Source organism: Kribbella sp. CWNU-51 (genome assembly GCF_054073265.1).
Genome location: NZ_JBSXMZ010000043.1, coordinates 15696 through 41433 on the forward strand (window position 1 = coordinate 15696; position 25738 = coordinate 41433).

At 69.5% G+C, this 25738-nt stretch carries 26 protein-coding genes; 17 read left to right on the forward strand and 9 right to left on the reverse strand.

Annotated elements, in window-relative coordinates; all coding sequences use genetic code 11:
• Positions 1–8 precede the first annotated feature (8 nt).
• The 6 genes from ACXC9Q_RS33765 to ACXC9Q_RS33790 all read left to right on the forward strand — a co-directional run bounded on the left by ACXC9Q_RS33765 (position 9) and on the right by ACXC9Q_RS33790 (position 5655).
• Positions 9–695: a VOC family protein gene (locus ACXC9Q_RS33765; protein ID WP_457060712.1), complete on the forward strand. Its 687-nt coding sequence runs from the start codon at positions 9–11 to the stop codon at positions 693–695.
• The gene (dapE, locus tag ACXC9Q_RS33770; protein WP_457060713.1) at positions 695–1762 is read left to right on the forward strand and encodes a succinyl-diaminopimelate desuccinylase; all 1068 of its coding nucleotides are present in this window, start codon (positions 695–697) and stop codon (positions 1760–1762) included. Before ACXC9Q_RS33765 ends, dapE begins: the two co-directional genes overlap by 1 nt.
• Positions 1763–1799: 37 nt before the next feature.
• Positions 1800–2669, forward strand: a complete 870-nt coding sequence (locus tag ACXC9Q_RS33775; RefSeq protein ID WP_457060714.1) for an LOG family protein — start codon at positions 1800–1802, stop codon at positions 2667–2669.
• 26 nt (positions 2670–2695) lie between these two features.
• Entirely contained in the window at positions 2696–4528 is a 1833-nt protein-coding gene (locus ACXC9Q_RS33780) for a DivIVA domain-containing protein (protein WP_457060715.1), read from the forward strand.
• Positions 4529–4618: 90 nt separating this feature from the next.
• Complete coding sequence (locus ACXC9Q_RS33785; RefSeq protein ID WP_457060801.1) at positions 4619–5098, forward strand: hypothetical protein; 480 nt, start codon at positions 4619–4621, stop codon at positions 5096–5098.
• The gene (locus tag ACXC9Q_RS33790) at positions 5095–5655 is read left to right on the forward strand and encodes a DNA-3-methyladenine glycosylase I (protein ID WP_457060716.1); all 561 of its coding nucleotides are present in this window, start codon (positions 5095–5097) and stop codon (positions 5653–5655) included. Before ACXC9Q_RS33785 ends, ACXC9Q_RS33790 begins: the two co-directional genes overlap by 4 nt.
• A 244-nt stretch (positions 5656–5899) precedes the next feature.
• On the opposite strand, the gene ACXC9Q_RS33795 is transcribed toward ACXC9Q_RS33790, so the two are convergent.
• The 4 genes from ACXC9Q_RS33795 to ACXC9Q_RS33810 form a co-directional block, all read right to left on the reverse strand.
• The gene (locus ACXC9Q_RS33795; RefSeq protein WP_457060717.1) at positions 5900–6286 is read right to left on the reverse strand and encodes an SBBP repeat-containing protein; all 387 of its coding nucleotides are present in this window, start codon (positions 6284–6286) and stop codon (positions 5900–5902) included.
• 62 nt (positions 6287–6348) lie between these two features.
• Positions 6349–8019, reverse strand: coding sequence for an alpha/beta hydrolase-fold protein (locus tag ACXC9Q_RS33800; protein WP_457060718.1), 1671 nt, complete (start codon positions 8017–8019; stop codon positions 6349–6351).
• 143 nt (positions 8020–8162) lie between these two features.
• Positions 8163–8954: an enoyl-CoA hydratase/isomerase family protein gene (locus ACXC9Q_RS33805; RefSeq protein ID WP_457060719.1), complete on the reverse strand. Its 792-nt coding sequence runs from the start codon at positions 8952–8954 to the stop codon at positions 8163–8165.
• 32 nt (positions 8955–8986) lie between these two features.
• Positions 8987–9817: a PaaX family transcriptional regulator gene (locus ACXC9Q_RS33810; RefSeq protein ID WP_457060720.1), complete on the reverse strand. Its 831-nt coding sequence runs from the start codon at positions 9815–9817 to the stop codon at positions 8987–8989.
• A gap of 166 nt (positions 9818–9983) precedes the next feature.
• On the opposite strand from ACXC9Q_RS33810, the gene ACXC9Q_RS33815 reads away from it, so the two are divergent.
• Together ACXC9Q_RS33815 and ACXC9Q_RS33820 are read left to right on the forward strand one after the other, a co-directional pair.
• Positions 9984–10151, forward strand: a complete 168-nt coding sequence (locus ACXC9Q_RS33815) for a DUF3117 domain-containing protein (protein ID WP_012923066.1) — start codon at positions 9984–9986, stop codon at positions 10149–10151.
• 181 nt (positions 10152–10332) lie between these two features.
• Positions 10333–11805, forward strand: a complete 1473-nt coding sequence (locus ACXC9Q_RS33820) for a leucyl aminopeptidase family protein (RefSeq protein ID WP_457060721.1) — start codon at positions 10333–10335, stop codon at positions 11803–11805.
• 184 nt (positions 11806–11989) lie between these two features.
• On the opposite strand, the gene ACXC9Q_RS33825 is transcribed toward ACXC9Q_RS33820, so the two are convergent.
• The 3 genes from ACXC9Q_RS33825 to ACXC9Q_RS33835 form a co-directional block, all read right to left on the reverse strand.
• Positions 11990–13228, reverse strand: coding sequence for a hypothetical protein (locus ACXC9Q_RS33825; protein ID WP_457060722.1), 1239 nt, complete (start codon positions 13226–13228; stop codon positions 11990–11992).
• 70 nt (positions 13229–13298) lie between these two features.
• A complete protein-coding gene (gene glgA / locus ACXC9Q_RS33830; RefSeq protein WP_457060723.1) occupies positions 13299–14456 on the reverse strand; it encodes a glycogen synthase in 1158 nt (385 codons plus the stop codon).
• Between the two features lie 18 nt (positions 14457–14474).
• Complete coding sequence (locus tag ACXC9Q_RS33835) at positions 14475–15020, reverse strand: GNAT family N-acetyltransferase (RefSeq protein ID WP_457060724.1); 546 nt, start codon at positions 15018–15020, stop codon at positions 14475–14477.
• Between the two features lie 65 nt (positions 15021–15085).
• On the opposite strand from ACXC9Q_RS33835, the gene glgC reads away from it, so the two are divergent.
• Genes glgC through ACXC9Q_RS33875 form a run of 8 tightly spaced genes read left to right on the forward strand, consistent with a single transcriptional unit; the run spans position 15086 to position 23118 of the window.
• Positions 15086–16375, forward strand: a complete 1290-nt coding sequence (gene glgC / locus ACXC9Q_RS33840; protein WP_457060725.1) for a glucose-1-phosphate adenylyltransferase — start codon at positions 15086–15088, stop codon at positions 16373–16375.
• On the forward strand, positions 16372–17628 hold the full coding sequence (kynU, locus tag ACXC9Q_RS33845) for a kynureninase (protein WP_457060726.1): 1257 nt from the start codon (positions 16372–16374) through the stop codon (positions 17626–17628). The genes glgC and kynU overlap by 4 nt, the downstream gene beginning before the upstream one ends.
• Positions 17625–18926 (forward strand): FAD-dependent oxidoreductase, encoded by a 1302-nt coding sequence (locus ACXC9Q_RS33850; protein WP_457060727.1) that lies wholly within the window; start codon positions 17625–17627, stop codon positions 18924–18926. The genes kynU and ACXC9Q_RS33850 overlap by 4 nt, the downstream gene beginning before the upstream one ends.
• Positions 18923–20425, forward strand: coding sequence for a 2-hydroxymuconic semialdehyde dehydrogenase (locus tag ACXC9Q_RS33855; protein WP_457060728.1), 1503 nt, complete (start codon positions 18923–18925; stop codon positions 20423–20425). Before ACXC9Q_RS33850 ends, ACXC9Q_RS33855 begins: the two co-directional genes overlap by 4 nt.
• Positions 20422–20865 (forward strand): RidA family protein, encoded by a 444-nt coding sequence (locus ACXC9Q_RS33860; protein ID WP_457060729.1) that lies wholly within the window; start codon positions 20422–20424, stop codon positions 20863–20865. Before ACXC9Q_RS33855 ends, ACXC9Q_RS33860 begins: the two co-directional genes overlap by 4 nt.
• A 2-nt stretch (positions 20866–20867) precedes the next feature.
• Positions 20868–21386: a 3-hydroxyanthranilate 3,4-dioxygenase gene (locus ACXC9Q_RS33865; protein WP_457060730.1), complete on the forward strand. Its 519-nt coding sequence runs from the start codon at positions 20868–20870 to the stop codon at positions 21384–21386.
• Complete coding sequence (locus ACXC9Q_RS33870) at positions 21386–22399, forward strand: amidohydrolase family protein (protein WP_457060731.1); 1014 nt, start codon at positions 21386–21388, stop codon at positions 22397–22399. Before ACXC9Q_RS33865 ends, ACXC9Q_RS33870 begins: the two co-directional genes overlap by 1 nt.
• Entirely contained in the window at positions 22396–23118 is a 723-nt protein-coding gene (locus ACXC9Q_RS33875; RefSeq protein ID WP_457060732.1) for an alpha/beta hydrolase family protein, read from the forward strand. Before ACXC9Q_RS33870 ends, ACXC9Q_RS33875 begins: the two co-directional genes overlap by 4 nt.
• Here ACXC9Q_RS33875 and ACXC9Q_RS33880 read toward each other — a convergent pair.
• Both ACXC9Q_RS33880 and ACXC9Q_RS33885 read right to left on the reverse strand, forming a co-directional pair.
• On the reverse strand, positions 23115–23792 hold the full coding sequence (locus tag ACXC9Q_RS33880) for an O-methyltransferase (protein ID WP_457060733.1): 678 nt from the start codon (positions 23790–23792) through the stop codon (positions 23115–23117). The two genes, ACXC9Q_RS33875 and ACXC9Q_RS33880, sit on opposite strands and share 4 nt — an antisense overlap.
• Positions 23793–23940: 148 nt before the next feature.
• A complete protein-coding gene (locus tag ACXC9Q_RS33885) occupies positions 23941–24723 on the reverse strand; it encodes a DeoR/GlpR family DNA-binding transcription regulator (RefSeq protein WP_134108530.1) in 783 nt (260 codons plus the stop codon).
• Positions 24724–24833: 110 nt separating this feature from the next.
• Here ACXC9Q_RS33885 and ACXC9Q_RS33890 point away from each other — a divergent pair, with 110 nt between their 5' ends.
• Positions 24834–25706 (forward strand): SIS domain-containing protein, encoded by an 873-nt coding sequence (locus tag ACXC9Q_RS33890; protein WP_457060802.1) that lies wholly within the window; start codon positions 24834–24836, stop codon positions 25704–25706.
• Positions 25707–25738: the final 32 nt, after the last annotated feature.

Sequence of the window (25738 nt, forward strand, 5' to 3'; positions counted from 1 at the left end):
TTTCCGTTATGACCATCGCGCGTTTCAAGGACTTGTGTGTGGATGTGATGTATCCGAGTCCGATGACGGCGTTCTGGGGGCGGGTGATCGGGCTGACCTCGCCGGCCGACAACCCGAACGTGCTGGTGGGGGACACGCCCGGGAAGACGATCTGGATCAACAAGGTCGACGAACCGCGGACGGTGAAGCAGCGGGTGCACCTGGATGTCCACACCGGCGCGATCGCGGACCTCGAGCGGGAAGGGGCGACGGTCCGATCACCGATTTCCGCGGACCGGCCCTGGGCGGTGATGGAGGACCCGGAGGGCGGTGAGTTCTGCGGACTCGTCCGCGATACGGTCCCGGCGTACCGGCTGATGGAGCTGGTGGTGGACTCGGCCGACCCGGAGGCGCAGGCGCGATGGTGGCAGGGTGTCGTCGGCGGGGAGCTCGGCAAGGCTCCGGACAACGCCTGGTACTGGCTGGAGAACGTGCCGGGTCTCCCGTTCCCGTACTGGGTCTTCTTGCCCGTGCCGGAGCCCAAGACCGTCAAGAACCGGATCCACTGGGACGTCACCGCGCCCGCCCTGCAGCCGGTGCTCGACGCGGGTGCGACACTACTGCGGCCCAAGGACCAGGGAATCGGCTGGCACGTCTGCGCCGACCCCGAGGGCAACGAGTTCTGTATTTTCCTACCACCGGCAGAGGACGCCTGATGAGCAAGCTCGACCTGACCCTGTCCGGCGCCGATCTGACCGAGGCGCTGGTGAACATTTCCTCGGTCAGCGGGACCGAGGAGAAGCTCGCGGACAAGGTCGAGGCCGCGCTGTCGGCGTACGCGCATCTGAAGGTGTTCCGGCACGGCAACACCGTGGTGGCGCGCACCGACTTCGGCCTGGACGAGCGGGTCGTCCTCGCGGGCCATCTCGACACCGTCCCGCTGAACGACAACCTCCCGGCCCGCCGCGCCGACGGCCTGATCCACGGGCTCGGCGCCTGCGACATGAAGGGCGGTGTCGCGGTCGCGCTCCGGCTTGCGGCCACGCTGGACGAGCCCAATCGAGACGTCACCTACGTCTTCTACGACTGCGAAGAGGTCGGGGCCGAGCGGAACGGCCTGTTCAAGCTGACCCGATCCAACCCGGAGCTGCTTGAGGGCGTGTTCGCAGTCGTGATGGAGCCGTCGAACGCGGTGGTCGAGGCCGGCTGCCAGGGCACCATGCGGATCGAGGTCACCACTCGCGGCGAGCGCGCGCACTCGGCCCGGTCCTGGATGGGTCGCAACGCCATCCACGCGGCGGGCGAGGTGCTGGCGCGGCTGACGGCGTACGAGCCGCGGCGAGTGCCGATCGACGGGCTCGAGTATCGCGAGGGGCTGAACGCGGTCGGGATCAGCGGCGGCGTCGCGGGGAACGTCGTACCGGATCTGTGCACGGTGACGATCAACTACCGGTTCGCGCCGAACCGGTCGGAGGCGGAGGCCGAGGCGCATCTGCGCGAGGTGTTCGAGGGGTACGTCGTCGTCGTCATCGACTCCGCGCCGGGTGGGCTGCCGGGGCTGGAGCGGCCGGCCGCGGCCGCGTTCCTGCGGGTGGTCGGGGGTGAGCCGAAGCCGAAGTTCGGGTGGACCGACGTGGCCCGGTTCACGCTCCTCGGCGTACCGGCGGTGAACTACGGGCCGGGTGACCCGCTCTACGCGCACAAGCAGGACGAGTTCGTGCCGGAGGCGGAGATCGCGCTGTGTGAACAGCGCTTGAGGACTTGGTTGACGGATCGCGCCTAGACAGGTCCAGACTCCGGCTAGGTCATAACCTGGAGTCATGGCAGAACCCTCGATCCACCCCGACCGTCCGATCGGCCAGCAGCAGCGCGGACCGGTCGTGATGCGGCGCAAGCAGGTGCAGCAGTCCACGTCCGAGCAGCGGCTGCTGGACAGCCGCGGGCCGTCGGACTGGGTGCACACCGACCCGTGGCGCGTGCTGCGGATCCAGTCGGAGTTCATCGAGGGATTCGGCATGCTGGCCGAGCTGGGCCCCGCGATCAGCGTGTTCGGCTCCGCCCGGACCAAGCCCGACGACCCGATGTACGCCGCCGCGGAGGAGTGCGGTCGCAAGCTGGTCGAGGCCGGGTACGCGGTCATCACCGGTGGTGGGCCGGGCGTGATGGAGGCGGCGAACAAGGGTGCGTCCGAGGCCGGCGGGGTGTCGGTCGGGCTGGGCATCGAGCTGCCCTTCGAGAACGGCCTGAACGAGTGGGTCGACATCGGGATGAACTTCCGGTACTTCTTCACCCGCAAGACGATGTTCGTGAAATACGCGCAGGGGTTCGTGGTGATGCCGGGCGGGTTCGGCACGCTGGACGAGCTGTTCGAGGCGCTCACGCTGGCTCAGACGCGGAAGGTCACGTCGTTCCCGGTCGTGCTGTTCGGTACGTCGTACTGGGGTGGGCTGGCGTCCTGGCTGCGGGACACGATGCTCGCGGACGGGAAGATCTCGTCGGCCGATCTGGAGATGTTCACCATCACCGACGACGTGGACGAGGCGATCAGCTACATCGTCAAGGCCGGCGAGGGCGCCGACGCGGCGGCGGAGGAGGCTGCCGCGGCGGCCGCCCGCGAGGTGGCCGAGGCGGACAGCCCGGAGGCGCGGGCGCGGCGCGAGGGGCACCGGCTCGGGTCCGACGGGAGCTGAATCCCGGGCATTTGTGCGGTTGACTGGTGCGGCATGGCACGATCGGTCCCGTGATGTGGTTCTTCGGGCTGATCGTGGTGCTGTTGATCGGGGCTGTCGCAGTGGTGGCCTCGGGTCGTTGGGGTGCCATGAGTACGGCGTACGACGACCGGCCCGACATGACCGTCCCGGCCCGGCAGGCGCTCACCTCCACCGACATCGAGTCGGCGCGGTTCGGCGTCGGGCTGCGCGGCTACCGGATGGACGAGGTGGACACGCTCCTCGAACGCGTCGCCAAGGAGGTCGCTGAACGCGACCGCCGGATCGCCGACCTCGAACGCGCGGTCGCCCCGATCGTGGAGGCGCCGTACGGGGCCGGCTTCACGTCCCGCGGCACCTACGACCCGGCCGAGTTCGACGACACCGGCGTACAACCGCCCATCCTCGTCGGCGGCGACTTCCCCGAATCCGCCATCCCCGAGCCGGCACCCACCGCCCCAATCACCACCGAACAGCCCGCCGTAGACCAGCCCACCGCGGGGCAGCCGCCGACTGCCGAGCAACCCACCACGGCCCAGCCGCCGACAGCCGAGCAGCCCGCCGTGGGGCAGCCGTCCACTGCCGAGCAGGCCGCCGCGGGGCAGCTGTCCGCCGAGCAGGTTGCTGCAGGGCAGTCCACCGCCGGGCGGTCGGCTGGACAGCAGTTCGTCGCCCAGGGACAGCCAGGCGCCGGGGAGTCCACCGGCGGGCCGTCAACCGCCGGGCAGCCCGCACTCGGACACCTGACCGCTGACCCGCTCACCGGGGAGCAATCGGCCGTCGGCCAGTCCGCCCTCGGGCAGCCGACCGGCGCGCCGGCCAAGCCCTCCGCCGAAGCCTCGGTCGAGGACGACGAAGAGGACACCCGAGAGGTCCCACGGACCAGCCACGCCGCAGCCGCCGACGAATACGAGCGCCTGCAAGCCGAAGCCCGAGCTCTCCTCGAGGCCCAGTCCCACCCCACCGCCGCCCGCCGCACCCCCGCCGACCCCACCACCACGCTGCCCCAACATCCCGAGACTCACGCCCAGCAGCCAGAGCCCAACACCCCCCAGCAGCCGGAGGCGTACGCGCCCCAGCAGCCCGAGGCCTACGTCAGCCAGCAGCCTGAGCCGCGCCCTCAGCAGCCGGAATCCGGCGCACTGCAGCAGCCAGGGGTGTATCAGCAGCAGGCGGAGACGTACACCCCGCAGGAGCCTCAGGCTCATGGGCAGCAGCAGCCGGGGGCCTACGCACCGCAGCAGCCGGAGGGACCCGCTTCGGTGGCGGATCCGGCGGAATCTGCGGCGTGGTTCCGCGGGGATGAGCCGCAGGCGATGCAGGAGCAGGTGGCTCCTCCGGCTGAGGCTCAGCAGCCGAGGCCTTCTGTGCCACCGGTTGGGCAGCCTGCGCCGACCCCGCACTGGGTGCTGCCCGCACCGGCTCCGCAGTGGCAGCAGCCGTCCGCTCCGGACGCACAACCGCCTGCGCAGCAGCCAGCCCAGCCCAGCTATCAGCAGGAGCAGTCAGCGGAGCACCAACAACAGGCTGCGCAGCCCGTGTACCAGCAGGAGCAGCCACCGACGCAGCAGCACGCGGCACAGCTTGGCTACCAACAGCAGGCGGTGCAGGAGGAGCAGCCCCGGTATCACCAGGGACAACCGACGGCGCCGGAGCAGCAGCAGGCGGGACAGGGGCAGCAGCAGGAGGGGTGGCAGTTTTGGCCGCCGGCGGAGGAGCAGGGTGGGCCGGTGTGGCCTCAGGCGGCGGGGAATGGGCAGGCGGGGGACCAAGGGGATGAGGCTTCGCAGGGGCGGCACAGTGGAGCTTCTGATGAAGGTGCTTATCAGCGGCCCAACTGATCTACTCGGGTGATGGAATCCGAGGCGAGCTGTCACGCGGAGGCGTCGATCGAGCTGCGGCTGGAGCCGCAGGCCGCGTGGGACGTGGTGATGGATTGGGAGCGGCAGTCGCGGTGGATGTTGTTGACGCGCGTCTGGGCGACTGAGCAGGGCGGTGCCGGTGTGGGCGGCGGTGTCGCGGCGCGGACTTCTGTCGGTGCCTTGGGGTTCACTGACGACATGGTCATCACACACTGGGAGCCACCGCGCGAGTGCACGGTGAAACACCTGGGCAAACTCGTCCGCGGCACCGGCACCTTCACGATCACCCCCACATCCACCACGCCCCCCGGGTCCGCCACGACCGCCGGGTCCGCGGCGACCTCTGGATCCGCCGCGACTTCTGGGTCCGGTGCGGCTGGAGCGAGTGCTGGGTTTGGCGGGGGCGGCGGGTGCACGTTTACGTGGGCTGAGGATGTTGTGCCGCCGTTGGGGCGGATCGGGGTGCTTGGCTGGCGTGTGGTGCGGCCGGCTTTTGAGGTGATGATGCGGGTCTCGTTGCGGCGGTTGGTGCGGGAGGTAGGGAAATGACGGTGATCGGGCCGGATGGGCAGCCGCGCTGTGGGTGGGCGACGTCGGCGCCGGAGTACGTCGAGTATCACGACAACGAGTGGGGTAAGGAGATCCGCGACGACCTCGCGTTGTTCGAGCGGATGACGCTGGAGGGGTTCCAGTCCGGCCTCTCGTGGATCACCATCCTGCGCAAGCGGGAGAACTTCCGCGCCGCGTTCGCGCACTTCGACCCGACGATCATCGCCAAGTACGACGCCGCCGACTTCGACCGGCTGATGGCCGACCCCGGCATAGTCCGCAACCGGCTGAAGATCAACGCGACGATCACCAACGCCCGCGCGTTGCTCGAGCTCGACGACGGCGAGTTCAGCGACTTCCTCTGGTCCTTCCGGCCCGCCGAGCACAAGGCCCCGAAGACCCCCGGCGACGTGCCTGCCACCACGCCCGAATCGGTGGCCATGTCCAAGGCCCTCAAGAAGAAGGGTTTCGTCTTCGTGGGCCCGACCACCGCCTACGCGCTGATGCAGGCGACGGGCATCGTCAACGACCACCTCTCGACCTGCATCGCCCGCTGATTCGTCGTCGATGGCACGTGCAGACGGGTGTTCTTCGAGCGCCGAGAGCGCCTGCACGTGCAGGTGATTTGTGCATCTGCAAGCCTCCCTGAGAAGTCCCTAAATTGCCCAAACACAAACGGCTGAACGAGTTGTGCTTTGGGCACTGAACGTGATGGAGTGTTCGGCGGGCACCCCCGACTGTCAGGTGGTTGTCCGGCCGTGACTCGCCCGGCCGGAACGCGGTCGGGGGGCCCACCAACGTTTACGGGGACTCGTTCTGACCCGCCGGCGTGAAGGTGGTGTGGAAGACGTCGGTGTTGGTCAGACCGGACAGGTGGACGCGGGTCGGCGTCGCGGTCAGATACACGTTTGCTTCAGCGAACGGATCGGCCGCGTCGTCGTCGGCCGTGCCGAACTGACGTGTCCACGTCCGGGTGCGATCGGGAGAGTACGTCGCGAGTACGGCGTCGAACTTGCCGAGTGGAGTTCCCAACGCTCCGTCGGTGAAGCCGGCAACGTAGAGGTTGCCTGACGGGTCTACCGCAACCGCGGCCCCTTTGTCGTTCCCCGTCGTACCGAACTGGTCCCGCCACGTGAGTACGCCGTCCCCGTCGACGCGCGCGACGAGGAAGTCCTTGTCTCCGGCCAACGTGCCGGCGAAGTCGCCGGCCGTATAGCCGGTCAGGTAGACGCCGCCGGAAGGATCAGCTGTCAGCCCCAGGCCTCATCGGACGCAGGTGTGCCGAACTGCTGCATCCACAGGGGTTCACCGGACGACGAGTAGCGCGTGACGAAGCCGTCGACCCCAGCCGCCGATGTACCGAGGGTGCCGGCCGTCATCCCCGCCGCATACACAGCCCCACCGGAGATCGCGACCGCCATCCCCTTGTCCTCGCCGGTACTCCCGACCTGCCGCAACCAGACCTGCCGGCCGTCACCATCGAGCCGAGCGACGAACACGTCCTTGTCGCCCTGGTTCGCCCCACCCAACGAACCCTTGGTGTAACCAACGACGTAGATCGCGGTCCCGTCGACAGCCACCGAGTAGCTCCGATCCGCCACCCCGGGTACGCCGAACTGCGTCAGCCACCGGCGATTCCCGTCACCATCGAACTGGACCACGAACCCATCATCCGAAGCGTTCCCCGCATGCGCCCCGTCGAGATCACCAGTCGTGTAGCCGGTCACATCGACATGCCCGTCGGCATCGACGGCCACGCCGTACGCGCGTTCCGTCCCGCTGGTCCCGAGTGATCGCGTCCACTCGCGCGTCCCGTCCGGTCGCGACTTGATCAGCGCGACGTCCTTCCCGCCGGCGTACGGCTGACCGTCCAGCGGCCCCTCCACCGCGACCGCCTGATAAACATTGCCTGAGGCATCAGTCGCGATCCCGCCGGCCCGGTCCTCACCCGCCGTACCGGTGATCGTCGCCTGCATCGGCGTCGCCGGCGGCTTCCCGATGTACTGGAAGATGTACTTCGCCCCGTCCGCGAAGGACGGCCCCCAGACGTCCCAATCGTGCCCGCCGTTGACGACCCGGAACTCCGACGTCAGGTTCGGCACCCGGACCGCCTGGTTGAACACGATGTGCGCCTCGAAGTCGAGGTCGTGTGTCGCGTCGATCGCCTTCGGGTTCTTGTACTCGTCGTCGCCGACCGCGATGTACAGGTGCGACTGCAGCCCCGTCGATGCGAACGACTTCAACGCGGCCGGCCAGTTCAGCCGTAGGTACGTCGCCTCCGTGAACGGATCCGTACCCTTGCCGAAGGCACCGAAGTCCCGGGTGCTCGAGTCCGCCGGCGGCAACGGGAAGTACACCGCCGGGCTGAGCACGATCGACGCACCGAACACGTCCGGATGCGCCAGCGAGTACCGCAGTGCGCCCGCCCCGCCCATCGAGTACCCGGCCACCGCGCGCCCGCTCCGGTCCGCGATGGTCCGGTACGTCGCATCCACCTGTGGCACCAAGTCCCGGAAGAGCGCGGTCTCGACCGGACGCCCCGGGTCCGCGCCGCGATACGCGGAGTCGACGTACCAGCTGGCGCGGCTGCTCCACGGTGCGTCCGGCATGATCGCGATCGTCGGCGGGATCTCGCCGGAGCCGATCAGCTCGTCGAGCCGGCTCTTCACCTGCGTCCAGGCCGCCATCGAGTCGCCGCGACCGTGGAGCAGATACAGCACCGGGTAGCGCTGCGTCGAGTCGGCGTACCCGGCCGGCAGGTAGACGTTGTAGTCGATGTCCTCGCCCAGGGTTGCCGACCGTACGGCGGCAGGGGTGATCACTCCGGGCGAGGCGGTCGGTTGAGCACTCGAACCAGGCATGACAAGACTCCCAACCAGCGTGGCGACCGTCAGGGCAGCAGGCAGCAGCAGTTTCCTCACAGCAGCTTTGTAATCGCTTACGTAAACGATTACAAGATGTACGGAAGAACGGGTAGTCGTCGGCGCCGAGACTGTCTCCGCGGCGTACCGGCGGCGTGGACTGCGCGGCGGAGGGGACTACTACCCGTCCGTCGGTACGGAGGTCACCGGCCTTCGAAGGTGGGCCTCTGCTTGGCGACGAACGAGGCGACCGCATTGCGGTGGTCGTCGGTGTCGCCGGTGAGTTGCATCTTGCCGGCCTCGAACGCCAGCGACTCGGTCAGCGTGTGGGTCGCCGAATACCCGAGCGACTGGCGGACGGCGCCGTACGCGACGGTGGGCCCGGTGGCGAGCTTGCCGGCCAGGTCGGCGACGGCGCCTTCGAAATCAGCGACCGGGACGACCGACGTGGCGAGGCCGAGGTCGAGGGCCTCGGCGGCGGGGATGGTGCGGGGGAAGTACAGCATTTCGAGCGCCTTGGCGTGCCCGATCAGCCGGGGGAGCGTCCACGAGATCCCGGTGTCGCAGGACAGCGCAATCCCGGTGAAAGCGAGATTGAACCCAGCCGTGTCCGCGACCACCCGGAAGTCGCACGCGAACGCCATCGACGCGCCGGCGCCGGCGGCGACCCCGTTCACCGCCGCGATCACCGGCTTCGGCATCTCCGCCAGTGCGAGCGCGATCGGCGCGTAGTGGTCCGGCACCGTGCTCCACAGCGCGGCCGTGTCGTTCGCCTCGAGCAGCCTGATGTGCTCCTTCAGGTCCTGGCCGACGCAGAACGCCCGCCCGGTCCCGGTCAGCACGACCACGCGGACGGTGTCGTCCTCGGCGGCGGCCTGGACGGTGTCGCGGAGCAGGACCTTGGTCGCGATGTCGAGCGAGTTCATCGCGTCCGGCCGGTTCAGTGTGATGGTGGCCACGCCCTCGGCGACGGCATAGGTGACGGAGTCACTCATCGTGGTCAGCTCCTTGACAGTCGGTGAGAATTTCAGTGCAGTGTCAGGCAGTCGTCGACGAAACGCCCGGCCGCGGGGCTCAGTCGTTCGGCGTGGAAATCGAAGAACGCCGCGGCCCGCGTTCCGGCCCAGTCGTCCGGCAGCAGCTCGGCCGGCAGCCCCGGATCCCGGAACAGGAATTTGCGCCACTCGTGCACGAGCTCGGACCGGACCGCGAAGGCCTGCTCGTCGGTCGTGTCCGAGGTCGGTTCGTGGCCGGCGCCGTCCACCAAGGCCTTGGCCTCGATCAGCCAGGCGTCATACGACGCGCCGAGGTCGTCCAGCCGCCAGACCCGGCGGGCGAACTCGACCGCGCGAGAGTCCACAGGGGCGCGGAACCGGTCCGCGGCGATCCCTTCCACGCCGAGGATCTGGTCCACCTCGGCGTCGTTGCGCAGTCCGACCCAGGCGCCGTCGGACAGCGGAGCCCAACCCAGGAAGGCGAGTTGGCTCGCCAGCTGTTCGCGGCGGCGCGCGTTCGGGACCTCGCGGAGGATGCCCAGATGCCAGTGCCGGTCCCAGTCGCCGGAGCCCTCCGCGCCCGCTCCGACCGGGGTGCCGTCGGGGGCGGTGCGGTAGATCCGGGCGGCCGCGTCGTCGAGTCTGCGACGCGCCCGGGAGGTCAGCGCGTATCCGGGCTGGCCGTCGAGCCGGACCGGCTCCAGCCAGCCCTGCCGGACCATCCGGGACACCGCGGTCCGGACCGCCGGCGGATGGACGCCGAGCGGCGCGAGCAGCCGGACCAGGGCCGCGACCGGGGCGCGCGCACCACGCGCGCGCAGGTGGTCGCCGTACAGGTCGAAAAGGGCTGAACGGGCGTGCACAAGACTTGAGTCTGCCGTATGGTGCACGGCTCTGGCCTGCGATCGGGAATAATGGGGTCCGATACACACTGCGATACGCGCCGACGGCGCATCACCGCAACGGCGCCGGCGACGGTTCCCCGCGCGGTGTCGTCGCTCAACACCGAGACTGGGAAGGGGTGCGCGCATGGCGGCGATGAAGCCGCGGACGGGCGATGGTCCGCTCGAGGTCACCAAGGAGGGTCGGGGGATCGTGATGCGGGTTCCGCTCGAGGGCGGCGGCCGGCTCGTCGTCGAGCTGAATGCGGACGAGGCCACCGAGCTCGGCAACGCGCTCAAAGCAGTCGTCGGCTGACCGAATCCTCCGGGGGTGCCTCGCACCTCAGCCAATCACTTCGACCCCGGTGGGTGCCCTTTTCGGCACCGGCCGGGGTCGTTACGGTTGGCCCGGCCAAATATCACCTTTTGATCAAACCAGTGAGGTCGTCCTAGTGGCTCGCCGCAGCATCACTCCTCCGTTCCCGACTCTTCCGGCCGTGACCTGGCAGCCCGGTCTGCCGGTGCACGGCGCCCCGACCTGGGTGATCGTGGTCGGCGAGGGCGGCCTGCCGGCCGCCGGGAAGGAGGCCGGTGAGCGCCTCGGCGTCGACCTCGGCCGATTGCTCGAAGCCCAGCAGGCGACCGGCTTCACGCCATCCGCCGGCGCGACCGCGGCGTACCCGCTGCTGTCCGGCGAGGTGACCGAGATCCTGCTGGTCGGCGCCGGTGACGGCAGCGCCAAGGACCTGCGACACGCCGGTGCGGCGATCGCCCGGTTCGGTCGCGGCAAGGACGAGCTCACCACGGTCGTTGCCGAGGGCATCGATGATGCGGCACTGCAGGCGTTCGCCGAGGGCGTCGTGCTGGGCTCGTTCACGTACACGCTGAAGACGGTCGATGCGGGCAAGCCGATGCTGACCAGGCTCGTCCTGACCGACGGCTCGGCGACCGCGCGGCAGCCAGTGCTCGACCGCGGCGTGGTGATCGGGCGTACCGGCTGGCTGGCGCGGCAGCTCGCGATCACCCCGTCGAACGAGAAGGACCCGGCGTGGCTGGCCGACCGCGCGACCGAGCTGGCCGCGTCGACCGGGCTGCAGGTGACGGTCTGGGACGAGAAGAAGCTCGCCGCCGACGGGTTCGGCGGCATCCTCGCGGTCGGCCAGGGATCGACCCGGCCGCCGCGGTTCATCCGGCTGGACTATGTGCCGGACGGTGCCACGAAGGACACGCCGTACGTCGTCCTGGTCGGCAAGGGCATCACCTACGACACCGGCGGGCTGTCGCTGAAGCCGCGCGAGGGCATGGTGTCGATGAAGCGCGACATGACCGGCGGCGGCTCGGTGATCGCCACCCTGTCCGCACTGCGCGAGCTCGGGGCGCAGGTCAAGGTGACGGGACTGATCTGCGCGGCCGAGAACATGCCGTCGGGTTCGGCGTACCGGCCCGACGACGTGATCCGGCACTATGGCGGCCGCACCACCGAGGTGAAGAACACCGACGCCGAGGGCCGGCTGGTGATGGCCGACGGGCTCGCGTACGCCGTCAAGGAGCTGAAGCCCGATGTGGTCGTCGACATCGCCACGCTGACCGGCGCCATCAAGGTATCGCTCGGAGCGATGCTGTACGGCGGAATGTTCGCGACCGATGACGCCCTGGCCGACAACCTCGCCGACGCGGGCCGGGTCTCCGGTGAGGAACTGTGGCGGATGCCGCTGCCGGCCGAGTACGAGGAGCTGATCGCGACCCCGATCGCCGACTCGGTCAACAGCTCGAAGGGCCCGGGTTCGATCACCGCGGCGCTCTTCCTGAAGGCCTTCACCGGCGGCATCCCCTGGGCCCACCTCGACCTGTCGTCGATCGCGGAGTCCCCGGCCGACCGCTTCGAGTACTCAACCGGCGCCACCGGCGCCGGCGCCCGCCTCCTCACCACCTGGCTGACCTCCGACACCCCAACCTCCGGCATCGGCTAACCCGCACCCAGACCTCGCCGCGATCGTCGAGCGGTTGGCCGGCGACCGGACCCTGGGCCGGCTGACGGCCGCCGAGGGGCCGCGCTACGTGCGCGAGCTGCACGACGGCCGCAGGAGCGTCGAGGTGCTGCTCCCGTTCCTGGCCTGACCGATCCGGCTACGCAGTCAGGGAACGACCGCGGCGCTAGGCCCAGTGACTGAAGGCGCGCACGATCTGCGGGTACGCCGCGAACGCCGTACCGAAGTGGTCGACGGCGCCCATCGAGTGCACGGTGACCCGCGCACCGCGAGCCCGGAGCCCGGCGGCGCAGGCATCCGCGTTCGCGGCTACGACGTCCGTGTCCTTGGTGCCGCTGTAGAGGTGGATCGGGACGCGCGGGGTCCAGTCGTGGCAGATCTGGTCGGCTGCCTGGAGGGCCCGCAGGAAACGGCCGGTCGGGTGCTGCAGCCGCTGGGCGAACTCTGGCGTGAACAGCTTGTCCGGCGAGTCCGGCAGCGCGGCGGCGATCTCCTCGTCGGGGTGTGAACCGTCGAATAGCCCCTCGACTGTCTTCGCGTACGGCGCCTGGAACGCTTCGCGCGGATCGTCGTACAACCCGACGGTCCGGTTCCAGGCCGTGACGAAGTACGCGAGGTAGAACGCCGCGGTCGCGGGCGCGACGCCGCCGTCGAAGGTCGCGGGCAGTTCGCTGCCGAGCAGGTCGTACGGCCCGGCGACGGCCTGCAGCGCACCGAGCCGGAACGGCCCGGCCTCACCTCGGCTCAGCGCCCGCCCGAGGGCGATCGAGGCCCGGCCGCCCTGCGAGAAGCCGGTGACCAGGACGTCCCGCTTCAGTGCGACCCCGTGCCGCGCCGCGAAGGTCCGCGCCGCGAGCAACATGTCCGCCGAGGCGGTGGTCTCGGTCTTGGTGTCGATGTACGGGTGCAGACCCGGGCCGAGCCCCAGCCCGAGGTAGTCTGGCGCGACGCCGACCAGTCCCGCGCCGGCGAACAGCGCGGTGACGAGCCGGTCGGTCGAGGTGTCGTCGACCGAGGCCGCGTAGGCCTTGGTCGCATTCGTGCCGTGCAAGTACTCCACCGCGGTCAGTGCACCCCGGCGCCCGTCCGGCAGCACGATGATGCCGCTCGCGGTCGTCGGCCGGCCAGTGTGGTCGACGGTCCGATAGATCAAGCGGTACGCCGTGACGCCGTACTTGGCCGGTGGTGTGTCTGGGAAATCGGCCGCGGCGGCGTCCAGTTGAGCCGCCGTCAGCGAGGCGATCGGGACGGCTGAGACGAGCACACCACGTGGGGCGTGGACGCCCGTGACGGCAGCCTCGGAGAGCGTCGGCTGGCTGACAGAGGCGTACGCCGACAGCGGGAGCGTGAGCAGTGCAGCGCCGGCGAGCGTCGCGCCGACGGTCTTGATAAGGCGAGAAGTCATACCTCAACCCAACCGCCGCCCAACCTCCCTGACCATGGTGCGAGCCCCCGGCCCCAGGGTGGGGTTTCCCCTACCCGAGCAAGCTGTTGTAGAGCCGCACGGTCCGGTCCGCGACGGCGTCCCAGCCGAACTCCGACACCGCGCGCTCACGGCCGGCCTTGCCCATCGCCTCGGCCTTCGCCGGGTTGTCGACCAGCTCGTTGATGCCCGCGGCCAGGCCGCGCTCGAACGTGTCGATGTCGTTCTCGTCGTACGGGACGAGGATGCCGGTCACGCCGTCGTCGACCACCTCGGGGATCCCGCCGACCGCGCTGGCCACGACAGCCGTCTCGCACGCCATCGCCTCCAGGTTGACGATGCCGAGCGGCTCGTAGATCGACGGGCAGCAGAACGCCAGCGCGTGCGTCAGCACCTGCCGGACCTCCTCGCGCGGCAGCATCTCGGAGACCACGAACACGCCGTCCCGGGCCAGCTTGAGGTCGTCGATCAGCGCGTCGGTCTCCGCCTTCAGCTCGACCGTGTCGGCCGCGCCGGCGAGCAGGACGAGCTGCACGGACGGGTCGAGGCGCAGGCCGGCCCGGAGCAGGTGCGGCACCCCCTTCTGCCGGGTGATCCGGCCGACGAACGTCACGTACGGGCGGCCCGGGTCGACGCCGAGCCGCTCGAGCACGTGGGTCGCCGGGTCCGGCTGGTAGAAGTCGGCGTCGATCCCGTTCGAGATCACGTGCACCTTGGCCGGGTCGATCGCCGGGTAGCAGTCCAGCACGTCGTCGCGCATCCCGCGGCTCACCGCGACCACGGCATCGGCCGCCTCGTACGCCGTCTGCTCGGCCCAGCTGGACAGCCGGTAGCCACCGCCGAGCTGCTCGGCCTTCCAGGGCCGGCGCGGCTCCAGCGAGTGAGCGGTCACCACGTGCGGTACGTCGTACAGGAGCTTCGCCCAGTGACCGGCCATGTTCGCGTACCAGGTGTGGGAGTGCACGAGGTCCGCGTCGCCGACCCCGGCGGTCATGGTGAGGTCGGTGGACAGGATGCGCAGGGCCGCGTTCGCCTCCGGCATCCGCGGGTCGTCCTCGGAGTGCGCGGTCGCGCCGAGCCGTGGCTCGCCCATGCAGTGCACGTCCACGTCGATCAGGCGACGGAGCTCGCGGACGAGGAAGTCCACGTGCACCCCCGCCCCGCCGTACACATCCGGAGGGAACTCACGCGTCAGGATGGCGACCTTCATGAGCCCGACGATAGGACATCAGCTCATCCGTGTCGGTACCCAGAAGCGGAGCTTTCCGTGTCGTTCGTCTTCCAATTCGCCACCGGCCGACTCGATCACGCGGCGCGAGCCCTCGTTGTCCAGGTCGCAGGTGACCAGCGCGGGATCGATTTCGAGGGCGGCGGCGATCGGCAGTGACTGGGTCAGCATCCGGGTCGCGTGCCCCTGGCGCCGGGCCGACGGGCGGACGTAGTACCCGATGTGGCCACCGAGCTCGGTCAGGGCCGGGGTCAGGTGGTGCCGGATCGACAACCGACCGAGCCACTCGACGCCGTCGACGAACCAGAGCACGGTCTGGTGCACGATGCCCGGCGGCAGCGCGGTCTCCGGGTCCGCCTCGGCCCGGATCGCCTCGATCATCCGGGCGAACTCGGCCGGATCGGCCGCCTGACCGCGGCTCCACTCCTCCTCCGCGCCGGCCACCGACCGGGCACCCATCCACCGCTCCTCCTGCGGCCCCGCTTCGTCCCAGGCGGCCAGGAACGAACGGTGAACGGCAGCTGTCGGTACGACGAGGATCGGCATCCTCACAGTGTCGCGACACTCGCAAGCGCTTATGCCAGGGGGAGATCGAGGATTAAGGTGCGGACATGGCAAAGGCGCCCAGAGTTCTCGGAATCGTGCTGGCCGGTGGTGAGGGCAAGCGGCTCATGCCGCTGACGGCGGACCGGGCCAAACCGGCCGTCCCGTTCGGGGGCAGTTATCGCCTGATCGACTTCGTGCTGTCGAACCTGGTGAACGCCGGCATCCGGAACCTGTTCGTCCTGACGCAGTACAAGTCGCACTCGCTGGACCGGCACGTCACCGTCACCTGGCGGATGTCGACCCTGCTGGGCAACTTCGTCAGCTGTGTGCCGGCCCAGCAGCGGCTCGGCCCACAGTGGTACCAGGGCAGCGCGGACGCGATCTACCAGTCGATGAACCTGATCGACGACTTCCAACCCGAGATCATCGTGGTGTTCGGCGCCGACCACGTCTACCGGATGGATGCCTCCCAGATGGTCGCCGCGCACATCCAGCGCGGCAACGGCGTCACCGTGGCCGGGATCCGGGTGCCGCGGGCCGAGGCGTCGGAGTTCGGCGTGATCAAGACCGGCGCGGACGGGCACGCGATCTACGGGTTCCTGGAGAAGCCGGCCGATCCGCCGGGCCTGCCGGACTCGCCGGACGAGACGTTCGCCTCGATGGGCAACTACGTGTTCAGCGCCGACGTGCTGGTCGAGGCGCTGCGCAAGGACGCCGCGAACCCGGCGTCGCGGCACGACATGGGCGGCGACATCGTTCCGATGATGGTTGCCGAGGGCAAGGCCGGGGTCTACGACTTCAAGGACAACGACGTCCCGGGCGCGCTGGACCGCGATCGCTCGTACTGGCGCGACGTCGGGTCACTGGATTCGTACCACGAGGCGCACATGGACCTGGTCTCGATCCAGCCGGTGTTCAACCTGTACAACTCGGACTGGCCGATCTTCACCTCGCACCCGCAGCTGCCGGGCGCGAAGTTCACCGACGACGCGACCGTCGGCGAGTCGATCGTCTGCCAGGGCTCGATCGTGTCCGGGGCGCATGTCGACCACTCGGTGCTCGGGTCGAACGTGATCGTCAGCGCGGGGGCGGACATCACGCGCTGCGTGATCATGGACAACTGCAAGATCGGCGCCAACGCGGTGCTCAAGAACGTCATCCTGGACAAGAACGTGGTCGTCCCGGACGGCGTCGAGATCGGCGTCGACCCGGATCTCGACCGGGAGCGGGGGTTCATGGTGTCCAAGGGTGGGGTGACCGTGCTCGGCAAGGGGCAGGTGATCGAGCCGCCGCCGGTGGCCGCCAAGCCGGAGCCGGCTGCGCCGGAGGTACCGGACGAGGTTGCCCAGGCGTGACCGCGGAGGATGACGCGCTGAAGCTGGATGTCGCGGATCCCGGGCACCGCGACCTCTTCGACGTACCCCCGGCCCAGGGCGGCGACTACCCGGACGTGGCGTACTTCGCCGGCAACTCGCTCGGTCTGCGGCCGCGAGCGACCCGGGTCGAGCTGCTCGAGGATCTCGACGCCTGGGCCGCGCTCGGCGTCGAGGGGCATCTCGACGCGGCCCGCCCCTGGCTGCCGTACCACGAACTGCTGACCGGTCCCGCCTCCCGCCTGGTCGGCGCGCTGCCGAGCGAGACCGTGGTGATGAACTCGCTCACCGTCAACCTGCACCTGCTGATGGTCTCGTTCTACCGCCCGACCCGCTCGCGGCACCGGATCGTCATCGAGGACTCGGCCTTCCCCTCGGACAGCTACGCCGTCCGCTCGCAGGCTCGGTTCCATGGGTACGACGCCGACGACACGATCATCCGGCTGCGGCCCCGGCCGGGTGAGGACAGCCTGCGTACGGCGGATGTCGTCGAGCAACTGGGTGGCGATGTGGCCCTGGTGCTGCTGGGTGGGGTGAACTACCTGACCGGTGAACTGATGGATATCCCGATGATCACCAAGGCCGGTCATGCGGCCGGTGCGATCGTCGGGTGGGATCTCGCGCATGCCGCCGGGAATGTCCCGTTGGCGTTGCACGATTGGGGTGTGGACTTCGCTGCGTGGTGTTCGTACAAGTACCTGAACGCGGGCCCTGGTGCGCTCGCGGGCGCCTTTGTGCACGAGCGGCATCTGGGCGGTGAGCTGCCGCGGTTCGAGGGGTGGTGGAGCACGGAGGCGTCGACCCGGTTCGAGATGACGCCGGAGTCGCGACCGCCCGCGTCCGCGGATGCCTGGCAGGTGTCGAACCCGCCGATCTTCTCGATGAGCCCGGTCCGGACCTCGCTCGAGATCTTCGACAAGGTCGGCATCGGGGCGCTGCGTGAGCGCAGTCTGCGGCTGACGGCGTACCTGGAGACGCTCTTGGCCTCGGTGACGGATGGACGGCCGCTGCGGGTGATCACACCTGCCGAACCGGCCCGACGTGGTGCGCAGCTGTCCTTGAGGGTCGATGGGATGCGGGCGGGTGAGCTGGCGCGGCGATTGCGGTTCGAGTACGGCGTGATCGCGGACTCCCGGGAGCCCGACGTACTGCGGTTGGCGCCGGTGCCGTTGTACTCGACGTATCAGGACTGCTGGCGGGCCGCGTCCGCACTGGCCGGGGCGGTGCCGGCATGAGGGTCGCGATCGTCGGAGCGGGGCTGACGGGGAGTCTGCTGGCGTGTTTCCTGGCACGGCGTGGGTTGCCGGTGACGTTGTACGAGCGGCGGCCGGATCCGCGGGTCGGTCAGGCCGAACGCGGGCGGTCGATCAACCTGGCGATCTCCGAGCGTGGGCTGGACGCGCTGCGCCGGATCGGGCTGGTCGATCAGGTGATGGCGGACGCGTTGCCGATGAAGGGCCGGATGATCCATCCGGTCTCCGGGCCGCTGGATTTTCAGGCCTACTCGGCGTCGGGTGATCGGGCGATCAACTCGATCAGCCGGGGTGCGTTGAACAACGCTCTGCTGTCTGCGGCGGCGGACGCTCCCGGGGTGACGGTCGAGTTCGAGCACCGGTTGGTGGAGCTGGACTCGCAGGCGGGGCGGATGGTGTTCGCGACGCCTGCCGGGAAGGTGTCGGCCGCGGCGGACGTGGTGCTGGGGGCCGACGGGGCCGGCTCCGCGGTGCGCGAGCAGTTGCTTGCCGAGGGCATCGTTGCGGAGGCCGTGGACTTCCTCGACTACGGCTACAAGGAGCTGTCGATCCCGGCGGTGTCCGGTGACTTCGCGCTGGATCCCGGGGCGCTGCACATCTGGCCGCGCGGGACGTCGATGATGATCGCGCTGCCGAATCCGGATCGGTCCTTCACCTGCACGCTCTTCTGGCCGGCCGGCTCCTTCGACGCGCTGACCGATCCCTCGGGGATCGAAGCGCATTTCCGGGAGAACTATCCGGATCTGTTGCCGTTGGCGCCGGACCTGGTGGACGACTACCTGTACAACCCGGTCGGCGTGCTCGGCACAGTGCACACGCTGCCCTGGCAGGCTCACGGGCGTACGGCGCTGCTCGGCGACGCCGCCCACGCCATCGTCCCGTTCTACGGTCAGGGGGCCAACTGTGCCTTCGAGGACGTGGTCGAGCTGGACCGCTGCCTGGACGACACCGGCGGCTCCTGGGCCCGGGCGCTCCCGCTGTTCGAGGCGCGCCGCCGCGAGAACACCGAGGCGATCGCCGACATGGCCCTCGACAACTTCGTCGAGATGCGCGACAAGGTGTCGTCGCCGGTCTTCCGGCTGACGAAACGCGTCGAGCACGCGTTGGAGCGCCTCCTGCCCGGCACCTACGTCTCCCGCTACGAACTCGTCTCCTTCTCGACCACGCCGTACGCCGAGGTTCAGCAGCGGGTACGTCGTCAGCACCAGGTGCTCGGGATGGGTACGGTCGCCGCGGCGGGCGTGCTGATGGGGCTCTTGCGAAGGAGGGGCCGGCGATGAGCCTGTGGACATCCGAGTTGCTGACCGGGCAGCCCAGCTCGGTCGGGCTCCTGCGGCACTTCGTCGACGGCGCGTTCGTGGAGAGTCCGTCGACGTTCGCGAAGATCAGCCCGGTGACGGGTGAGCAGATCTTCGACGTGTGCGAGGCGGACTCCGAGACTGTCGACGCGGCGGTGAACGCTGCCCGGGCGGCGCTGCGTGGCCCGTGGGGACGCATGAGCGAGCAGGAACGGGCGGCGGTGCTGCGGCGGGTCGCGGACGAGTTGGAGCGGCGGTTCGAGGATCTGGTCGCGGCCGAGGTGGGGGACACCGGGAAGTCGATCAGCCAGGCGCAGACGCTCGACATCCCGCGCGGCGCGGCCAACTTCCGGGCGTTCGCCGACTTCGCGACCACGGCGGCGACCGAGTCGTACACGACCGTGCTGCCGGACGGGCGGCGGGCGTTGAACTACGCCGTCCGGAAGCCGGTCGGTGTGGTGGCGATCGTCGTACCGTGGAATCTGCCGTTGCTGCTGCTCACCTGGAAGGTCGCGCCGGCGCTTGCCTGTGGCAACGCGGTGGTGGTGAAGCCGTCCGAGGAGACGCCGGCGTCGGCGACCGTGCTGGCCGAGGTGATGGCGGCGGCCGGCGTACCGCCCGGTGTCTTCAACCTCGTGCACGGATTCGGCCCGTCGTCGGCGGGGGAGTACCTGACCCGGCACCCCGGCGTCGACGCGATCACGTTCACCGGCGAGTCCGCGACCGGTACGGCGATCGCCAAGGTCGCCGCGGATCGGGTCATTGCCGTGTCGTTCGAGCTCGGCGGGAAGAACGCCGGGCTGATCTTCGCCGACGCTTCGCTGGATGCCGCGGTCGAGGGGTCGGTGCGGTCGGTCTTCACGAACGGCGGGCAGGTCTGCCTGTGCACCGAACGCCTCTACGTCGAACGGCCGATCTTCGACGAGTTCGCCGCCCGGCTGGCCGCGCGCGCCGCCGAGCTGACGTACGGCTGGCCCGCCGACGAGGCGACGATGAACATGCCGTTGATCTCGAAGCAGCACCGCGACAAGGTCCTGTCGTACTACGACCTCGCGCGGGCCGAGGGCGCGGACGTCCTCGCGGGTGGCGGCGTACCGGCGTTCGGCGACGCCCGTGATGGTGGTTGCTACGTGCAACCAACCGTGGTGGCCGGGCTGCCGCCGGACGCGCGGACGAACACCGAGGAGATCTTCGGCCCGATCTGCCACATCGCGCCGTTCGACACCGAGGAAGAGGCGTACGCGCTGGCGAACGACAGCGACTACGGACTCGCGGCCACGGTCTGGACCCGGGACGTCGGCCGCGCGCACCGTGCGGGTCCGGCGCTGGACGTCGGCATCGTCTGGGTCAACACGTGGTTCCTCCGCGACCTCCGCACGCCTTTCGGCGGTATGAAGCTGTCCGGGGTCGGCCGCGAGGGCGGCAGGCACTCCCTCGACTTCTACTCCGAGCCCACCAACGTCTGCGTGGAGCTCACGTGACCGACTCCGGGGCCAGGCTGGTCGAGGGCAAGGCGACGCCGCGCGGCCGGTTCCCGCACGTCAAGGTGGCGGGTGGATTTGCGTTTGTGTCAGGTACGTCGAGTCGCCGGCCCGACAACACGATCGCCGGCGCCACCGTCGACGAGCTCGGGACGACCACGCTCGACATTCGGGAGCAGACGCGGGCGGTGCTGGAGAACATCCGGGACATCCTGGCGGCCGTCGGGGCGGGACTCGGGGATCTCGTGAGCGTGACGACGTACCTGGTGTCGATGAACGACTTCGGGGGGTACAACGAGGTGTACGGCGAATTCTTCGACGAGTCCGGGCCGAGCCGGACAACCGTCGCTGTCCATCAGCTGCCGCATCCCCAGTTGCTGATCGAAATATCCGCTGTCGCGGCGATCCCACAAGGACACAGCCCGCACAAGGAGGAGTAGGCATGGCCAACCTGGAGTCGACGAACTTTCCGCAGTGGATCGAGGAGAACAAGCACCTGCTGAAGCCGCCCGTCGGCAACAAGCAGATGTTCCCGACCGGGGACGACTTCATCACGATGGTGGTCGGCGGGCCGAACCAGCGCACCGACTTCCACGTCGACCCGTACGAGGAGTTCTTCTACCAGATCAAGGGCACCATGCACGTCGACGTGATGACCGACGACGGCCCCGCCCGGGTGGATATCAACGAGGGCGAGATGTGGGTGCTGCCGCGGAGCATGCCGCACTCGCCGCAGCGCGACGCGGACTCGATCGGCCTGGTGATGGAGCGGGTCCGCGAGCCGGGCACGCTGGAGAAGTTCCGCTGGTACTGCGCCAACTGCAACGGGATCGTGCACGAGGTCGAGCTCCAGGTGACGGACATCGTGGCCGACCTGCCGCCGGTCTTCAACGCGTTCTACGAGAGCGAGGACGCCCGGACCTGCCCGCAGTGCGGCACCGTGCACCCCGGTAAAGGCTGATGACTGTCGATGTCCACACTCACCTGGTGCCGAAGGGCTGGCCGGATCTCTCGGTAGCGTGCGGCGGCGACGGCTGGCCGTGGTTGCGGATCGACTCCGAGCGGGCCGCGATGATCATGGTCGGCTCGACCGAGTTCCGGCCGATCGGCCCGCAGGCCTGGGACCGAGACGTCCGGCGGGCCGACATGGATGCCGACGGCATCGACCTGCAGGTGGTCTCGCCGACGCCGGTGTTCTTCGGCTACGACCGGCCGGCGGATCAGGCGGTCAAGCTGGCCAGGATCTTCAACGATCTCACGCTGGAGACGCTTGCCGGCGACGACCGTTTCGTCCCGTTCTGTCAGGTGCCGCTGCAGGATCCGGACGCGGCCTGCGCGGAGCTCGATCGCTGCCGGGCCGCCGGTCATGTCGGGGTCGAGATCGGCAACCACGTCGGCGACAAGGACCTCGACGACGCCGGGATCGTTGCCTTTCTCAACCACTGCGCCGAGACCGGGACGCCGGTGCTGGTGCATCCGTGGGACATGCCCGGTGGTCCGCGCCTGGACCGCTGGATGGCCCGCTGGCTGACCGGGATGCCGGCCGAGACCCATCTGTCCCTGCTGGCGATGATCCTGGGCGGTGCGTTCGACGCGCTCCCGCCGTACCTGCGGATCTGCTTCGCCCATGGCGGCGGGAGTTTCGCGTTCTGGCTCGGGCGGCTGGAGAACGCCTGGCACCGGCGCGGCGACATCGTCCGTGGTTGCTCGCAGCACCCACCGTCGCATTACCTGGACCGGATCCTGGTCGACACGGTGGTGTTCGAATCAGCGCCTTTGCGGCTCCTTGTCGATACCTTGGGGGAAGACCGCGTTCTGGTCGGCAGTGATTATCCCTATCCACTGGGCGAGCGGCCGGTCGGGGAGGTGGTACGGACGGCCGGTTTCCTGACCGCGGATCAGCAGCACAAGCTGCTGTCCACGAACGCACTGCACTTCCTTGGAATTCAACGCAGTCTCGGGAGGTCTGAATGAGTGAAGACCGATCGGTTCTGTCCCGCGCGGCGCGCGGGCCCGATGAGGAGCTCCGGTACGGCGACCACGCGGACCAGGTGATCGACTACTGGCACGCGAAGGAGTACCGGCCGCTGGTCGTGTTCGTGCACGGTGGCTTCTGGCGGCCGAAGTACGACCGGATGCACGCGCGCCCACTCGGCGAGGCGCTCTCCGACCTCGGCTGGCCGGTGCTGTCCCTGGAGTACCGCCGCGAGCCCGGCGATCCCGATGTCACCGCGACAGACGTCCGTACGGCGCTCGAGGCGCTACCCGACCTGGTCGACGTGCACGCGGGGTACGTGCTGATGGGCCACTCCGCCGGCGGCCAGCTCGCCCTCTGGGCGGCCTCGACCCTCAACCCGGTTCGGCTCCGCGGCCTGATCGCCCTCGCCCCCGTCGCCGACCTCCTGATGGCCGACCGGATGGGTCTCGACGGCGGCGCCGTCCAGGCCTTCATCGGCACCGGCGTCCGCAACGACCTCGACCCCGTCCACCTCGCGGCATCGATCGCCCCGGTCAGCCTCATCCACGGCACCGGCGACACGATCGTCCCGATCAGCGTCACCGAGTCCTACTTCACCGCCCATCCCACCGCCCACTTCATCCGCGCCCAGGACTGCGGCCACTACGAACTGATAGACCCCCTGAGCGAACCCTTCCACGACGTAACCGCCGAACTCACCCGCCTGACGGGCTAGCTGAGGCGTTTGGCGGCGGTGAGGAGGCCTTCGGAGGTGGGGAGGAGGGCCGAGACGAGGTCGTCGTCGTCGCGGACGGCGCGGATCAGGTCGCGGAGGGCGGTGGTGTCGGGGTCGCGGCGGGCCGGGTCGGCGACGCGGCCGCCGGTGAGGACGCCGGCGAAGGCGACGATGCCGCCGGGGCGGAGCAGGCGCAGGGCTTCGTGCAGGTACGCCGTGTTCTCGCGCCGGTCGGCGTCGCAGAAGACCAGGTCGTAGTGGCCGTCGGTGAGCCGGGTGACCACGTCCAGCCCGGCACCGGCGATGAGGCGGAACCGGTTCGACGGGACGCCCGCGCCGAGGAACGTCTTGCGCGCCAGTCGCTGGTTCTCGGCGTCGATGTCGACCGTGGTCAGGGTGCCGTCGGTGCGCATCCCGCGCAGCAAGGCCAGCCCGGAGACGCCGGTGCCGGTGCCGATCTCCACTACCGCCTTGGCGCCCACGCCGGCGGCGAGCAGGCTCAGCGCGGCGGCCGCGCCGGGGCCGATCGCGGTGATCCCGCTCTCGTCGGCGCGCGCCCGCGCACCGGTGACGACTTCGTCCTCACCGGTGTAGTCCTCGGCGTACGCCCAGGACGTCGGGTCGATGCCGGTGGCGATGATGCCCTCCCAAGATTCTGCCGCTGCGCTCCTCATGCTGATCCGAAGCCTAGCGGCAAGAGGTCCGCATTCCGTGTCTCCCGCGCGGAGACTGCGCACTCTTGCTCATTACACGGGGCCTTGAATCAGATATGATCGTCGAACGAGACAAGACCGGGCCCAGTAAGGGAGGTGCGCAGTGCGGTCAGGCGCGGATGACGTCGATGCCGGCTTCCTTGAAGACGGTCAGCTGGGATTCGTCGGCCTGGGCGTCGGTGACGAGCGTGTCGATCTCGCTCAGCTCGCAGATCCGGGCGAACGCGCGCTGCCCGAGCTTGGAGGAGTCGGCCACCACGACCACCTTCGCGGCCCGGCTGACGATCAGCTGGTTGATGTTCGCCTCGCCCTCGTGATGGGCGGTGGCGCCGGTCTCGTCGATCCCGTCGACGCCGATGAAGGCGATGTCCAGGGACAGGTCGGACAGGATCCGGTGCGACAGCGGCCCGATCATCTCGTACGACTGCGGCCGCGCGACGCCGCCGGTCAGAACCATCTTCACGTGCGGCCGGACGATCAGCTCGTTGGCGATGTTCAGCGCGTTGGTGACGAGGGTGAACGCGGGCTCGCCGTGCTCGGCGGACAGCTCCGGCCGGGTCGCCAGCGTGCGCGCCACCTCGGAGATGGTGGTGCCGCCGTTCATCCCGATCACCATGCCGCGCCGCACCAGCGTGGCGGCGGCCTGCGCGATCCGCTGCTTCTCGGACGCGAAACGCGCAGTCTTGTAGCGCAGCGGGAGGTCGTACGACACCGCGTTGGCGACCGCGCCGCCGCGGGTCCGGGTGAGGAGCTGCTGCTTGCCGAGGTGGTCGAGATCGCGCCGGATCGTCGCCGCGGACACGTGCAACTGCTCGGCGAGCTCGTCGACGTCGATGGCGCCCTTCTCGGCGAGCGACTCGAGCAAGGTGTTCAGGCGTTCATAACGCTTCACCCGGGGCTCCTCCTTCACACAATCGGTCAGCCCGGTGGCGGCTGGTTGGCACCATTCGATCACGTTCGAGCAGTTTCGACCATGACAAGTGCGGAGACGACATGACGCAGATGCCTTTTGTGAGCACTGAGATCGCCACTCAACCAGACCTCTGGCGACAGGTCGCGGACGGTTTCGCGCAGTACGGCGGTTCGTTGCCGAAGCCCGGTCAGCGGGTCGCGGCCGTCGGCTGCGGCACATCGTGGTTCATGGCGATGGCGTACGCCGCCCTGCGCGAGGATCTCGGCCAGGGTGAGACCGACGCGTTCGCGGGATCGGAGTTCCCGGCCGGCCGCGCGTACGACGTGGTGGTCGTGATCAGCCGCTCGGGTACGACGACCGAGGTGCTGGACCTGATCCGGGCTACGGACGTGCCGACCGTCGCGATCACCGCGACCCCCGGCTCGCCGATCGTCGAGCTGGCCGACCAGACCATCATGCTCGACTTCGCCGACGAGCAGTCCGTCGTGCAGACCCGCTTCGCGACCACGACGCTGGCGTTGCTGCGCGCGTCGCTGGGCGAGGACCTCACGCAGGCCGCCGCGGACGCTCAGACCGCGCTGACCATCGACGTGGACGATCTCGCGAAGCTCGAGCAGGTCACGTACGTCGGCACCCGGTGGACCGTCGGTCTGGCCCACGAGGCGGCGTTGAAGCAGCGTGAGGCGGCGTCGGCGTGGACCGAGGCCTACCCGGCGATGGACTACCGGCACGGTCCGATCGCGATCGCCCAGGCCGGGCGTGGCGTCTGGGTCTTCGGCGAGGCGCCGGCCGGCCTGCTCGACGACGTCGCCGCCACCGGCGCGACCGTCGTACACCACCCGGATCTCGACCCGATGGCGTCGCTGGTGGTGGCCCAACGGGTCGCCGTCGCCAAGTCCCTCGCCCTCGGCCTGAACCCGGACCAGCCCCGCAACCTCACCCGCTCGGTCATCCTCAGCTGACCACAGGACGCGATGTCCCGTCGACGTACTCC

Coding starts and splice junctions, on each gene's coding strand:
- ACXC9Q_RS33890 (WP_457060802.1), top strand. CDS start 24,834: ATGCCTTTTGTGAGCACTGAGATCGCCACTCAACCAGACCTCTGGCGA.
- ACXC9Q_RS33785 (WP_457060801.1), top strand. CDS start 4,619: ATGGATTGGGAGCGGCAGTCGCGGTGGATGTTGTTGACGCGCGTCTGG.
- ACXC9Q_RS33855 (WP_457060728.1), top strand. CDS start 18,923: ATGAGCCTGTGGACATCCGAGTTGCTGACCGGGCAGCCCAGCTCGGTC.
- ACXC9Q_RS33815 (WP_012923066.1), top strand. CDS start 9,984: ATGGCGGCGATGAAGCCGCGGACGGGCGATGGTCCGCTCGAGGTCACC.
- glgC (WP_457060725.1), top strand. CDS start 15,086: ATGGCAAAGGCGCCCAGAGTTCTCGGAATCGTGCTGGCCGGTGGTGAG.
- ACXC9Q_RS33880 (WP_457060733.1), bottom strand. CDS start 23,792: ATGAGGAGCGCAGCGGCAGAATCTTGGGAGGGCATCATCGCCACCGGC.
- ACXC9Q_RS33805 (WP_457060719.1), bottom strand. CDS start 8,954: ATGAGTGACTCCGTCACCTATGCCGTCGCCGAGGGCGTGGCCACCATC.
- glgA (WP_457060723.1), bottom strand. CDS start 14,456: ATGAAGGTCGCCATCCTGACGCGTGAGTTCCCTCCGGATGTGTACGGC.
- ACXC9Q_RS33765 (WP_457060712.1), top strand. CDS start 9: ATGACCATCGCGCGTTTCAAGGACTTGTGTGTGGATGTGATGTATCCG.
- ACXC9Q_RS33775 (WP_457060714.1), top strand. CDS start 1,800: ATGGCAGAACCCTCGATCCACCCCGACCGTCCGATCGGCCAGCAGCAG.
- dapE (WP_457060713.1), top strand. CDS start 695: ATGAGCAAGCTCGACCTGACCCTGTCCGGCGCCGATCTGACCGAGGCG.
- ACXC9Q_RS33825 (WP_457060722.1), bottom strand. CDS start 13,228: ATGACTTCTCGCCTTATCAAGACCGTCGGCGCGACGCTCGCCGGCGCT.
- ACXC9Q_RS33865 (WP_457060730.1), top strand. CDS start 20,868: ATGGCCAACCTGGAGTCGACGAACTTTCCGCAGTGGATCGAGGAGAAC.
- ACXC9Q_RS33850 (WP_457060727.1), top strand. CDS start 17,625: ATGAGGGTCGCGATCGTCGGAGCGGGGCTGACGGGGAGTCTGCTGGCG.
- ACXC9Q_RS33790 (WP_457060716.1), top strand. CDS start 5,095: ATGACGGTGATCGGGCCGGATGGGCAGCCGCGCTGTGGGTGGGCGACG.
- ACXC9Q_RS33875 (WP_457060732.1), top strand. CDS start 22,396: ATGAGTGAAGACCGATCGGTTCTGTCCCGCGCGGCGCGCGGGCCCGAT.
- ACXC9Q_RS33870 (WP_457060731.1), top strand. CDS start 21,386: ATGACTGTCGATGTCCACACTCACCTGGTGCCGAAGGGCTGGCCGGAT.
- ACXC9Q_RS33835 (WP_457060724.1), bottom strand. CDS start 15,020: ATGCCGATCCTCGTCGTACCGACAGCTGCCGTTCACCGTTCGTTCCTG.